The 12,591-nt window shown below is 31.4% G+C and carries 13 protein-coding genes; 8 read left to right on the forward strand and 5 right to left on the reverse strand.

Annotated elements, in window-relative coordinates; genetic code table 11:
- Window positions 1-14 precede the first annotated feature (14 nt).
- Complete coding sequence (locus ACP5QL_RS04210; RefSeq protein WP_012582999.1) at window positions 15-740, reverse strand: creatininase family protein; 726 nt, start codon at window positions 738-740, stop codon at window positions 15-17.
- Window positions 741-904: 164 nt separating this feature from the next.
- Here ACP5QL_RS04210 and cas6 point away from each other — a divergent pair, with 164 nt between their 5' ends.
- From cas6 to cas2, 8 genes are read left to right on the forward strand one after another with little or no spacing between them, the layout of a single operon-like run.
- A complete protein-coding gene (gene cas6, locus ACP5QL_RS04215; RefSeq protein WP_012582998.1) occupies window positions 905-1,675 on the forward strand; it encodes a CRISPR-associated endoribonuclease Cas6 in 771 nt (256 codons plus the stop codon).
- Complete coding sequence (locus ACP5QL_RS04220) at window positions 1,668-3,425, forward strand: TIGR02556 family CRISPR-associated protein (RefSeq protein ID WP_428125584.1); 1,758 nt, start codon at window positions 1,668-1,670, stop codon at window positions 3,423-3,425. The genes cas6 and ACP5QL_RS04220 overlap by 8 nt, the downstream gene beginning before the upstream one ends.
- 13 nt (window positions 3,426-3,438) lie before the next feature.
- Window positions 3,439-4,350 (forward strand): type I-B CRISPR-associated protein Cas7/Csh2, encoded by a 912-nt coding sequence (cas7b, locus tag ACP5QL_RS04225; RefSeq protein WP_428125586.1) that lies wholly within the window; start codon window positions 3,439-3,441, stop codon window positions 4,348-4,350.
- Window positions 4,351-4,363: 13 nt separating this feature from the next.
- Window positions 4,364-5,080, forward strand: a complete 717-nt coding sequence (gene cas5b / locus ACP5QL_RS04230; protein WP_428125588.1) for a type I-B CRISPR-associated protein Cas5b — start codon at window positions 4,364-4,366, stop codon at window positions 5,078-5,080.
- Complete coding sequence (cas3, locus tag ACP5QL_RS04235) at window positions 5,064-7,418, forward strand: CRISPR-associated helicase Cas3' (RefSeq protein ID WP_272996497.1); 2,355 nt, start codon at window positions 5,064-5,066, stop codon at window positions 7,416-7,418. Before cas5b ends, cas3 begins: the two co-directional genes overlap by 17 nt.
- On the forward strand, window positions 7,412-7,918 hold the full coding sequence (gene cas4, locus ACP5QL_RS04240) for a CRISPR-associated protein Cas4 (RefSeq protein WP_272996499.1): 507 nt from the start codon (window positions 7,412-7,414) through the stop codon (window positions 7,916-7,918). Before cas3 ends, cas4 begins: the two co-directional genes overlap by 7 nt.
- Complete coding sequence (gene cas1b / locus ACP5QL_RS04245; RefSeq protein ID WP_273333795.1) at window positions 7,915-8,910, forward strand: type I-B CRISPR-associated endonuclease Cas1b; 996 nt, start codon at window positions 7,915-7,917, stop codon at window positions 8,908-8,910. The genes cas4 and cas1b overlap by 4 nt, the downstream gene beginning before the upstream one ends.
- Window positions 8,911-8,919: 9 nt before the next feature.
- A complete protein-coding gene (cas2, locus tag ACP5QL_RS04250) occupies window positions 8,920-9,183 on the forward strand; it encodes a CRISPR-associated endonuclease Cas2 (RefSeq protein WP_420536159.1) in 264 nt (87 codons plus the stop codon).
- 12 nt (window positions 9,184-9,195) lie between these two features.
- On the opposite strand, the gene folK is transcribed toward cas2, so the two are convergent.
- The 4 genes from folK to queD are packed head-to-tail and all read right to left on the reverse strand — an operon-like array spanning window position 9,196 to window position 11,969.
- Window positions 9,196-9,663 carry a 2-amino-4-hydroxy-6-hydroxymethyldihydropteridine diphosphokinase gene (folK, locus tag ACP5QL_RS04255; protein WP_012582990.1) on the reverse strand — a complete coding sequence of 156 codons (468 nt, stop codon included), beginning with the start codon at window positions 9,661-9,663 and terminating at the stop codon, window positions 9,196-9,198.
- Window positions 9,639-10,841 (reverse strand): dihydropteroate synthase, encoded by a 1,203-nt coding sequence (gene folP, locus ACP5QL_RS04260; RefSeq protein WP_012582989.1) that lies wholly within the window; start codon window positions 10,839-10,841, stop codon window positions 9,639-9,641. Before folP ends, folK begins: the two co-directional genes overlap by 25 nt.
- On the reverse strand, window positions 10,838-11,611 hold the full coding sequence (folE2, locus tag ACP5QL_RS04265; RefSeq protein ID WP_012582988.1) for a GTP cyclohydrolase FolE2: 774 nt from the start codon (window positions 11,609-11,611) through the stop codon (window positions 10,838-10,840). Before folE2 ends, folP begins: the two co-directional genes overlap by 4 nt.
- The gene (gene queD / locus ACP5QL_RS04270; protein ID WP_272996505.1) at window positions 11,592-11,969 is read right to left on the reverse strand and encodes a 6-carboxytetrahydropterin synthase QueD; all 378 of its coding nucleotides are present in this window, start codon (window positions 11,967-11,969) and stop codon (window positions 11,592-11,594) included. Before queD ends, folE2 begins: the two co-directional genes overlap by 20 nt.
- Between the last annotated feature and the right edge of the window lie 622 nt (window positions 11,970-12,591).

Here is a 12,591-nt window from a genome sequence, read left to right on the forward strand (position 1 = left end):
ATTAAAGTTTTTAACTAACTATTTTTATTATAACATTTCATAATCTCTTTAATAAGTTCCTCAACCTCAAAGTTAAACCTCTTTATCCCTAAAGTTTCACTAATACCTTTCAAATTCTCTTTTAGCAAACTAACTTTCCTATCCACCTCCATACTTCCTATCCTATCAAGATCTACATAGGAAAGATCAATACTTAAAATCTCACTACTTTCTTCAACTCCTGCATGAAGAGGATTTGGGGTCATAAGCTCCTTAGGGTAATTTACCTTTCCCCAATGCCATGAAAGCACCCTCATATTCCTTTCTTTATGTTCTTCTTCTAACCTTTCTACTACTTCTATTTGAGGTTTTGCCATGTGTCCTGTACATAAAATACATAACTTAAAACCAGTCCTTTCAAGAAAATTAAGTATATCTTTAAGAAGATTGTAAAAAGTTTCCTTTCTTACAAAAATACTTCCAGGTATTCTCTCCTTTGCAAACATCTCCATTCCCCAAAATTCTTCTCCATCTTCCACCAAAGTACTATCAGTCCCCACATACAAAGTAGGCATGAGCACTCCTCCTAATCTTTCCCATACAAGCTCCAATAATTTTCTTGCTCTAAAAGGATCAGTACCAAATATAAGATGTTCTCCATGCCACTCAAGAGGACTTACAGGAAGATAAACTATAGGGTTCTTTTCAAGAACTTCTCTAAGATGATAAGGAAACATGCTCTCATACCTATACTTAAGCATACCTTCAACCTCCATAACTTTTTACTTTTAACTTTAATTTTATCCTTTAAAAATTTCTTTTTGTGTTAAAAAGAAAAGTGACTTATTTTGACCCCATCAATATGGTAATATTTAAACAAAAGGTTTATATGTTAAAATTATTAAAAAATTAGGGGGAAGAAAAAGTGAGAATAAAAATAACATATGAGACTCTTGACGGAGATATAGTACTTCCTAAGCACTATAATCATCATATCCAGGCTCTTATTTACAAAACCTTCTCCCCGCAGCTTGCCACAAATCTTCACAATATTGGTTTTCCATATGGGAAAAGAAGATTTAAGCTTTTTACCTTCTCTCGTATCCTTGAGAAGGGTATCCCTACTAAGGATGACACAAAATTAATCTTTAAAAGGAAAATTACATTCTATTTTTCTTCCCCAATAGAAGATATTGTTGAAAATCTTGCAGAAAGAAGCTTTAAAGAGAGAGAATTTGAACTTTGTGGAAAGAAAATATACATATCTCAACTTCAAATAATCACAACTCCTAAAATTGAAGAAAAAGTAAAAATAAAAGCCATATCTCCTATCACCATATATAGTACATTAAAGAAGGCGGATGGAAGCAAAATTGTACATTTTTACAAGCCCATAGATAAAGAATTTTCCAAACTAATAGAAAATAATGCTAAAAAGAAATTTCACCTAATATATGGAAAAGACCCAGAGGAACTAAAGTTAGAAATAAAACCCCTGAAGTTTTCTGTAAAAGATAATTTAAAACTTGTTAAATTTAAAGACACAATAATTGAGGGATATACCGGAGTATATGAGCTTACTGGAAGTCCTGAATTAATCTACGTAACCTACGAGGCAGGATTGGGAAACAAAAACTCAGGGGGATTTGGTATGTGGGAAATATGGAGAGAAAAGGAGGAGGATGAAAATGCTTGATGCAGTGAAAGAAATCGGAGATATTATTTTAGGTAAGAAAATCTCGTATCCCTTAGAGACTTTATTAGAAGATCCTAATGCAGAGGGAAGATATAAAAATGTATTTTGCCTTACTTTTGAGGAGAGGGAGGGAAAATACCAGTATAAAGGAATAGAAAGAGAAGAATATTCCACAGATAAACTTGTAAGATATCTATACAGAGGTGGACCAAAAAACGGAGCCAACTTTTCACCTTCAACTAAGGTTACTGAAATTGATAAAACCCTGAAAAATAAAATTATAGGATGGTTTAAGGAGGTTTTATCGAATAAAAATATTAAACTCAGCACCGAAGAAAGAGCATTTCTAGAAAACTTAAGTCAAGAAATCATGAATAACACAGAGAAATTTATAAAGGAATATAATGAGCTCATCAAAGAAATTCCAAAAAAAGAGGGAGGAATTTTCCTTACTTTTAAATTTAGAAGTCCTCATAAAATTGAATATCTCGGGGATAAAGAAGTTTTTGTAAGAATCTTACAGGATCTTCTTAGAATAAGAGAGGGTAAAAAAGGTAGCACCATAGGTATATGTTCTATCTGTCTTGAGGAAAAGGAAGTAAGTGTAGGGGACGGTATTTACACTTTCTTTACTGTTGACAAACCAGGTTTTATAGCTGGTGGATTTAAAGAAAAGGAAGCCTGGAAAAATTTTCCTCTTTGCGAGGACTGTAGAAGAAGCCTTGAAAAAGGAAAAGAATATATTAACAAAGAACTAACTTTTAAATTAGGAGGTTTATCCTATCAGCTTATACCTAAATTTGTAATTGGAAAAGAATTTGTAAAAGAAGACGTTTTAAATACTTTTTTTGAGACAAATAAACTTATAAACTTAAGAAAACAAGAAGCTAAAAAATACCTAACTGATGAGGAAGATATCTTAAATTATTTAAGTTTTGTTGAGGATAACTTAACCTTAAACTTTCTCTTTATAGAAAGAAGACAAAGCGCTGAAAAAATACTTGCTCTAATTGAAGACGTACTTCCTTCAAGATTCAGAACCATATTTAATATAAAAGACAAAATTGACAAATTATTTGAAACCGATTTTACCTTTAGAAACCTATGGACCTTCTTCTCCAAATCTGATCCTAATAATAGAGATCAAGACTTAATTAACTACTTTTTAGATATTGTGGACCGAATATTTAAAGCAAGACCTATAGATAAAAACTTCCTTATGCAATTTATTATGAAAAGAGTAAGAATTGCCTTCGTAAGAGAAGAATATTTTCCACAGGTTGTAAAAGATGCTATTATGTCCCTCTTATTCTTAACATATTTAAATTTAATACAAATGGAGGTGAAACTCATGGATGAAGAGAGATTGTTTGATCCTGTATTTAAAAGATTCTCTCCCACCTTTGACCATCCAGTGAAAAAGGGTCTTTTCCTTTTGGGTGCATTGACCCAGATGCTCCTAAACATACAATACTCCCAAAGAGAAAGTACCCCATTTAGAAAACAACTTAAAAGCTTAAAAATGGAAGAAAAGGACTTTAAAGGGCTCCTTCCAAAGGTAATCAATAAACTTCAAGAATATGATGCCTTTGATAAAGGCAAACAGAAAATAGCAGAAGAAGCATCCTACTATCTCCTTCAAGCAGGAGACAATTGGAAATTATCCAATGACGAACTAAACTTTTACTTTGTTTGTGGTATGAATCTTTTACCAGAAATTACTTCTATAGTTTATGAAAAAACTAATTAGGGGGTGTTTAAAAATGACTGAGTTAAAAAATAGGTCTGAACTATTATTTCTCTATGATGTGACCGATGCAAACCCTAATGGAGATCCCGTTGATGAAAATAAGCCAAGAATAGATGAAGAGACAGGAGTAAACATTGTCACCGATGTAAGATTAAAAAGAACCATAAGAGATTATCTATATGAGTATAAAGGATTAGAGGTATTTATAAGAGAAATAAGAAAAGAAGATGGAAAACTAAAAACTAAAGAAGAAAGGCTTGAAGAATTCAAGAGCAATCAAGAAGTGATAGAAAAATGCATTGATATAAGACTTTTTGGGGCAACTACAGCAGTGGAAAGGAAAACTATGGCTTTAACTGGACCTGTTCAATTCAAATATGGAAGATCTCTCCATAGGGTTGATCTAACTTATATTAAAGGTACAACTGTAATGCCCTCTGGAGCAGAGAAAACTCAAGGCACCTTTACTGAAAAGTATATACTTCCCTATTCTCTTATAGCCTTTTATGGAATAGTAAACGATAACCTTGCTAAAGTACAGAATATTCCTCTTACTCAGGAAGATGTGGATTATATGCTTGAAGCTATGTGGCATGGAACCAAAAATTTAATTTCAGGCTCTAAATTCGGCCAAGTTCCAAGACTTCTCATACAAATTGTATATAAACCCGATTCTTATTTCTACATTGGTGAACTAAATAGAAGAATAAAGTTAATATCTGATATAGAGGATGAAAAAATAAGAGATATCTCTCAGGTAAAGATTGACATCTCTGATCTTGCAAAAGCCCTTGAGGAGAATAAAGGAAAAATTGAAAAAATAAGATATAAAGTAGATGAAAGATTAAGATTAGTAAAAGACGGTATGGACACATCTTTAACTCAAGCTTTATCACAGCTTTCTCTTGAGGAACTTTCTTTTTAGGAGATGATCTTAAATGAAAGTTCTTGTATTTGATATATTTGGAGATTTAGCTCACTTTAGAAGATTCTATACTACATCCTCTCCCCTATCCTTTTCCTTTCCTCCTCCCCCTACCATCTTAGGGATGATAGGAGCCATTGCTGGAATAGATAGAAAAAAATATCTGGAAGTACTTTGTCCAGAAAATTGTAAAATCTCTCTACAAATAATGAATCCTATAAAGAAGATAAGACTGGGGCTTAACTTAATAAACACAAAAGGAAACTTCTGGCAACCCGTTAAAACTAAAAATCATGATGCTAGAACTCAAGTAAAGACTGAATTTATAAAAGATCCAAGATATAGGGTCTATTTTTACCACAAGGATGAAAACATCTTTGAAGATGTAATAAACAAGATTAAAAACCATGAAACTTTCTTCACTTTTTCCTTAGGGCTTTCAGAGCTTATTGGGGATTTTCAATTTATAAAAGTGGCTGAGTTTATTGAAATAAAAGAGAAAGAAGAGGTTTATATTCACTCCCTTCTCCCCATGTCTTACATCTCCGAAAGCAAGATCATATTTGAAGAAGGCAAGAGCTATTTTAGAGAGAGAATACCCGTAATAATGAACAAAGAAAGAGTGGTAGAAAAATACGAAGATGTAATATATGAAAGTAATGGAAAACCTATCAAGGCTTTTGTAAACTCCTATTATAAGGGAGAGAATCTAAATGTCATCTTTTTCTGAACTTTATTCCCATCCTGAAAAACCATTAGAATTACATTTGAAAAATGTAAAGGAGCTTTCCTGGAAATTTTTGGAAGACATTCCCATAGAAAAACTGCCAATTAAAAAAGAACATATAAAAAAGTTAGCTCAAATCATAACCCTTTCCCATGATATAGGAAAGTCTACTACATTTTTCCAAGATTATCTTCTTAAAGGAGAGAAGAGAGGAGAGAAAGAGACCAGACATTCTCTCCTCTCCTCTATTATTGCTTACTACATAACTAAAAACTCTTTTTCTAGGGAAAATATTCCAGAAGATGTTAAGATCTTTTTTCCTGTAATTGCTTTTCTCACCGTTAAAAGGCACCATGGAAATTTTTCAGACATAACCATAGAACTAGACTTGGATGAAGAAGAAAAGAATCTCTTGAAAAAGCAAATAGACTCTATAGATGAAGAAAAATTTGAGAAATTAATAAAAAATTTAGAAGATCCCAATTTTCAAGAAATTTCCAAAGAAAAACTATATTCAATTCTTGAAGAAGTTTCAAAGGATATAAAAATTCTTAGGCTAAGTATGAAAAGACTCTCTAAACAAAAATCCTTAGACTACTACTTTTTAAATAATCTATTATTTTCCCTTCTAATAGATAGTGATAAAAGTGAAGTAACTATTGGTAAACCCGAAAGAAATTTACAAGAAATACCATACATTATAGTCGATGCCTTCAAAAAAACTATTAAAATAGAAAAAAAACCAATTAATAATCTCAGAGAAAAAGCTTATAATGAGGCTTTAAGTAAAGAAATAGATCTTTCTCAAAAGATTTACTCTCTTAATCTTCCTACTGGGCTTGGCAAAACCTTCATATCTCTTGCTTTTGCATTAAAACTTCGAGAAAAAATAAAGAAGAAGCTGAATTATACCCCAAGAATCATTTATTCACTACCTTTCTTAAGTATTATTGAACAAAATGCAGAAGTAATAGAGAAAATACTTAAAGATTACTTTGGAAAAATAGACACAACGATTTTGTTAAAACACCATCACTTAGCGGATATATATTATAAAATTGACGAAAAAGAATTAGAACCAGATGATGCAAAAATCTTAATTGAAGGATGGAACTCTGAAATAATAATCACTACCTTTGTACAACTTTTCCAAACTCTTCTATCTAACAGAAATAGTAATTTAAGAAAACTACACAGAATATTTGGAAGTATCATAATTCTTGATGAGGTACAATCAATTCCTATGAAATATTGGTTACTTCTTAGGGAGATCTTTATAGGTCTTGTAGAAAAATTTAATTGTTACATTATTTTCTCTACTGCAACTCAACCCTTAATATTCCAAAAAGATGAAATGTTTAACTTAGTAAAAGGTGAAGATTATTTTGTTCAATTAAATCGTACTATATTAATTCCCAATCTTTCTGAAGTATTAAGTTTAGAAGAATTCGTTGAAAGAATTAATTTTGAACCCGACAAAAGTTATATGTTTATACTAAATACCATAAACTCTGCAAAAACATTTTATGAACTTTTAAGAGAAAAAACAAAAGAGGACATTATTTTTCTCTCAAGCCACGTTACTCCTAAAGAAAGGTTAGAAAGAATAGAAAAGATTAGAAATAAAAAGTCAAGAATCGTAATAAGCACTCAACTGGTAGAAGCAGGAGTAGACATTGATCTTGATATAGTATATAGAGACATAGCACCTCTTGATTCTATAAATCAATCTGCAGGAAGATGTAATCGAAATTGGGAAAAAGATATAGGAGAAGTAGATATATTTATCTTAAAAGATGAAAGAAGAAAATACGCCTCATATATCTATGACAAGATTTTATTAGAGGTCACCACGGATCTACTCAAAAAGGAAGAAAAAATAGAAGAGATCAAATTCATTAACTTTATTCAAGACTATTTTTTAGAAATAAACGACAGAAAATCTCATGATATCTCCAAAAATCTGCTCAATGCTGTTTACACATTAAGATATTCTGGATGGACAGAAACCGAAGATAAAGAACAAGTAGGTATTGAGAATTTTAAACTCATTGAAGAGGATTATCCCAAAATAGATGTTTTTATAGAACTTGACGAATACGCTGAAGAATTATGGAAAAAATATTGCAATTTAAAAGAGATAAAAGATATTTATGAAAGAAGGACTGAATTTCAAAAAATAAAAGGAGATTTTTACAAATACGTCATATCTGTACCCACTAAAATAGAGAATTTACCTCCAATAGTAAACGGTTTTGGCTATGTAAGTAAAGATAACTTAGAGGATTTCTATAGCAAGATTACAGGTTACCAGGCAAAGGCAGAGATCCTATTATGGTAGTTCCAAGATTAATTACAGGAACATTAGTAGAAAGTTTTCTTATCTGCAAAAGACAGTGTTGGCTTATGTCTCATCAGATTACTCCTGATCAAGATCATCCATACTTAGAACTTGGAAGATTTATTGACATGGAAAGTTATAATGAAGAAAAGAAAAAAGTAAACCTTGAAAATATGATAATTGACCTTATAAAAACTGAAAATAACACGCTCCTTATAGGAGAAATAAAGAAGACCTCAAAAGCTCAAGAGAGTGCAAAACTCCAACTTCTTTTTTACCTATATAACTTAAAATATAACTACGGCATAGAAGCTAAAGGAATACTCCTTTTCCCAAAGGAAAAGAAAAGAATAAAGGTAGATCTTACCGAAGAGGAAGAGAAAAAGATAGAAAAAATAATCTATGAGATAAGTGAGATCATTTATAAAAATCTTCCTCCTGCACCAGAAAAAATAAATTATTGTATACACTGTGCATACAGGGAGCTTTGTTGGTCATGAGCGAAAGTATTTATATTTTTTCAAGTGGGGAACTAAAAAGAAAGCACAATACAACATTTTTCGAAACGTCCGACGGTCAAAAGAAGTATCTTCCCATAGAAAACATTAGGGATATACACTTTTTTGGTGAGGTAACCCTTAATAAAGAGTTTTTAGAGTTAATATCTCAAAAAGAAATAATATTGCACTTCTATAACTATTATGAATATTATATAGGAAGCTTTTACCCAAGGGAACATTATAACTCTGGTTTTATGGTTCTAAAACAAGCAGAGCACTACTTAGATAATGAAAAAAGATTAAAGATAGCAACAAAAATTGTAAAAGGAGCTTCGGGAAATATAAAAAGAGTGATTAATTATTATCTAAATCGCGAAAAGAAAGAGTTAGAAGATTATCTTGAGAGAATTCAAGAACTGGAAGAAAAAATAGATATTACTAATAATGTGGACGGACTTATGGGAATAGAAGGAAATATAAGAGATATTTATTACTCCTGTTTCAACATAATAACAGAAAAAGAAGAATTCTTTATTGATGAAAGAACCAAAAGACCCCCCTCAAACTATATGAATGCTCTCATAAGTTTTGGAAATTCCCTCCTTTATACTACTACACTCTCTGAAATATACAAAACTCACCTTGACCCAAGAATTGGATATCTTCATACTACTAATTTCCGTAGATTCACATTAAATCTTGACGTAGCTGAGATATTTAAACCTATCATTGTGGATAGAATAATATTTAGCCTTGTAAATAAAGGAGAGATTACTCCTAAGGATTTTGAAGAAAAGTTAGATGGAGTTTACATGAATGAAAAAGGCATGAAAATCTTTGTACAAAATTTTGAAGAAAGAATGAAAACTACAATACAGTATAAAAATCTTGGCAAGGTCTCGTATAGAAGACTTATAAGACTTGAGCTTTATAAACTTGAGAAACACCTAATAGGAGAGGAAGAATACGAACCTTACATATCCTCTTGGTAATTATTTTCCATGTATGTAATAATGGTATATGATGTGAACCAAAGAAGGGTAAACAAAGTATTGAATACTGCTAGGAAGTATCTTGAATGGATACAAAATTCAGTTCTTGAGGGAGAAATAACCGAAGCTAAATTTGAGATGCTAAAAAGAGAAATCGAAATCATAATAAATGAAGAAGAAGACTCAGTAATTTTCTACATAATGAGAACTACCAAATATTCGGAAAGACAAATACTCGGTATTGAAAAAAATAAAAGAGAACAAATATTATAAGTAAATTAAGAATTAAGCATTTTTCTCAATCAATTCTTTATATATTTCCTCTACTCTTTTTTTTAGAACAGGATGTACAAAATCAGGAGCTATTTCCGAAAGTGGACCCATAACAAAGGTTCTATTATGAGCATCAGGATGGGGTATTTTTAGATTTTCAGTATCAATTACTAAATCATCGTAAAAGATTATATCAAGATCAATATTTCTTGGTCCCCATTTTATTTTTCTCTCTCTTCCCATTTCTTTCTCTATATTCAAAAGAAGTTCAAGAAGTTCAAAGGGATCAAAACCTGTCTCTACTAGTACTACTCCATTTAAAAATTTATCCTGATCCTTATATCCATAGGGCTCTGTTTCAATAATTGATGATTTCTTAATAATTCTCAACCCTAACTCTTCCATTTTCTTTAAGGCTGTCTCAATATTCTTTCTTCTGTCCCCTATGTTACTTCCTATAGCGATGAAGACCTTATGCATTTTATCTCCTCAAGTACCTTTATTACTCTCTTATTCTCTTTAACGTCATGAACTCTAACGATATCCACGTCATTTAGCACACACAGTGCAGTAATTCCAAGAGTTCCCTCAAGCCTCTCCTCAGGTGGAAGATCAGATAAAGCTTTTCCAATAAAACTCTTTCTTGAAGCCCCTATGAGTATAGGCTTTCTAAGACTTTTGAATTCCTTTAATCTTGCCATAATCTCAAGATTATCCTCATATCTCTTTCCAAAACCAATTCCTGGATCGACAATTATTTTCTCAGGATCAACACCATTTTCCTTAGCATAATTAATTCTCTCTTCAAAAAATTCCATGATTTCTCTAACCACATCATCATAATATGGATTTTTCTGCATATCCTTAGGGGTTCCCTTCATATGCATAAGTATATAAGGAACTTTATATTTTGCAACTATTTTAACTAAATCATTATCAAATCTAAAGGCACTTATATCATTTATCATGTCTGCCCCTCTATCAACAGCAAGCTCTGCTACCTTAGAATAATAAGTATCAACTGAGATCACTACATCGGGATAACTTTTTCTAATACTCTCAATAGCTGGAATAACTCTTGACATCTCCTCATCTATACTTACTGGTTCAGCACCAGGACGCGTAGATTGACCCCCTATATCTATGATATCTACACCATTTATTACCATATCTTCAACAGTCTTTAAAACTTCATTAATCTGCATCTTTCTTGATCCACTATAAAAAGAGTCAGGAGTTACATTTATTATCCCCATAACTAAAGTTCTACTTAAGTTTAAAACTCTACCCCATGGAGAGACAATTTTTTCAGGTTTTTGCTTTAATAAATATTCTTTTAATTCCTGCAGAACCAGTGGAATTTCAAAATATTTGTTGTTCTCTAATTTTTTAATAAAAAGTTCATAATGCTTTTTGGTTCCAAGAAGAATAACATCACTTTTTTCAATTTTACAATCTACAACGTTCTTATGCACCACTACATCCCCACCAAGAGAAAGCATCTCTTGCTTAATTACATTTGCAGTTGGAGAAGAAATATTAAAAATTTTTAGAGGAATAATTTGAGCTTTTCTTTCAAAAATTTCAAGAGAAGCAGGATGAGCTCCTACTTTTAATATCTCTTTTCTTAAAAATTCATGACTAAGCTCTACTATCACTTCTTAATCCACCCCTTTTCTACGCATGCAAAAGCATTGTGATTGTGAATACTTTCAAAACTTGTGACCTCAACTCTATACCAACTAATTTTAGGTTCTTTTTCTAACTCTGAAACAATGTCTCTTACTACATCTTCAACAAATTTGGGATTGTTATATGCAGTCTCAGTGATGTACTTCTCATCGGGTCTTTTTAAAAGAGAATAGATAGGAGCACTAGCAGATCTTTCAGCAATCTCCACTAGATCTTCAAACCATATTAACTTTTTAGATTTAATATAGATCTCTGCTATAGCCCTCTGATTATGTGCCCCATATTCGCTTATTTCTTTTGAGCATGGACATAAAGTATGAATAGGCACCTTGACTCCAATAATCATATAGAGCTTTTTACTAAGTTCAGCCTCAATAACACATTCTATCATATTAGGAGAAGCTATCTGAGATACAGGAGTCTTTTTAAAGATAAAATAAGGAAAGGTTATCTTTATATGACTGCTGTCTGCTTTTAACTTTTCTCTGACCTCTTGCAATATCTTGCCAAGATTTTCTGGATGAAGAAAGTCAATTCCATTTAAAACTTCAACAAATCTACTCATGTGGGTTCCCCTTAAATCTTCTCTTAAATCCACAGAAATATCAATATTAGCAACAGTACTTTGATATTCTCCACTCTTTGTAATAATCTTTATAGGCCAATGTATATTTTTAATTCCCACTTTTCTCAAATATATACCTCTATAGTCTCTCTCATTTTGAACATCCTTCAATCTTTTCACCCCTATAAATTACCCCGCTATCTTCTGTCTCCCACACTTGCACTTCATAAAGATGACAATTATCCCTCTGCAGTTTTTTTTCTAACCTCTTCCAGACCCATATAGCTATATTCTCTGCAGTAGGTTGATTTATTATTTCATTTATATAAGAATGATCTAAAACATTAATTACCTCTTCTTTTACAATATCTTTTAATTCTACAAAATCTATAATCATACCTTCCGAATCTGGAACACCCTCTACAACAATTACCAACCTATAAGTATGTCCATGCAATTTTTCACACTTACCTTTATAATTTTCTAAATTGTGAGCTGCGTCAAATTTAAACTCACGTATAAGGAACATCTCAAATCTCCCTAAGTTTTTTGTAAATTATACCATTTAAAATGAGAAACTAAATGGAATTTTCTGTTTAAAAATCTTTAAAAAAATACCATTTTGTTACATAATACCATTCAACAAAAACATTATTTTATCTAAACTTTTTAAGATCGACAGAAATTGTAACAAAAAATCAAAGCAAATTTTTAAAGAAAAACCTCATTATTACTCAATTTCATAAAAATTTTCTAACTTTTCTGAGTAGAATCTCTCTAAAATCTTCTTAAATACTTCATTTAAAACTTTTTAATTTTATTCTTAAAAGCTTATTTCTTCGTCGACCCCCAATAACCCCCTAAACCCCGGGGGATCGACAGACCTATAAATTTTCCATTCCATACCTCTTTACATCTTATTCTTTTTATGCTATATTATCCTCAAAATTGTAGCGTACCTATAAGGGTAGTTAATTTTAAGCGGTAGCTTTTTTGCCCTTTTTACGGGTTTGTAGCGTACCTATAAGGGATTGAAACGAGGGAGTGTAGGGAGGAGGAATACTAGGAATTTCAGTTTGTAGCGTACCTATAAGGGATCCTTGAAACTATTTTACCATATCAGAAAAACCCTAAATTAACTTTAAAATTAT

The organism is Dictyoglomus sp. (genome assembly GCF_049968615.1).
GTDB lineage: Bacteria > Dictyoglomota > Dictyoglomia > Dictyoglomales > Dictyoglomaceae > Dictyoglomus > Dictyoglomus turgidum.

What these genes read in the sequence shown, in the direction of transcription:
- ACP5QL_RS04210 (WP_012582999.1), bottom strand. Translation starts at nt 740, where the DNA reads ATGCTTAAGTATAGGTATGAGAGCATGTTTCCTTATCATCTTAGAGAA.
- ACP5QL_RS04220 (WP_428125584.1), top strand. Translation starts at nt 1,668, where the DNA reads ATGCTTGATGCAGTGAAAGAAATCGGAGATATTATTTTAGGTAAGAAA.
- cas7b (WP_428125586.1), top strand. Translation starts at nt 3,439, where the DNA reads ATGACTGAGTTAAAAAATAGGTCTGAACTATTATTTCTCTATGATGTG.
- cas5b (WP_428125588.1), top strand. Translation starts at nt 4,364, where the DNA reads ATGAAAGTTCTTGTATTTGATATATTTGGAGATTTAGCTCACTTTAGA.
- cas3 (WP_272996497.1), top strand. Translation starts at nt 5,064, where the DNA reads ATGTCATCTTTTTCTGAACTTTATTCCCATCCTGAAAAACCATTAGAA.
- cas4 (WP_272996499.1), top strand. Translation starts at nt 7,412, where the DNA reads ATGGTAGTTCCAAGATTAATTACAGGAACATTAGTAGAAAGTTTTCTT.
- cas1b (WP_273333795.1), top strand. Translation starts at nt 7,915, where the DNA reads ATGAGCGAAAGTATTTATATTTTTTCAAGTGGGGAACTAAAAAGAAAG.
- cas2 (WP_420536159.1), top strand. Translation starts at nt 8,920, where the DNA reads ATGTATGTAATAATGGTATATGATGTGAACCAAAGAAGGGTAAACAAA.
- folK (WP_012582990.1), bottom strand. Translation starts at nt 9,663, where the DNA reads ATGCATAAGGTCTTCATCGCTATAGGAAGTAACATAGGGGACAGAAGA.
- queD (WP_272996505.1), bottom strand. Translation starts at nt 11,969, where the DNA reads ATGTTCCTTATACGTGAGTTTAAATTTGACGCAGCTCACAATTTAGAA.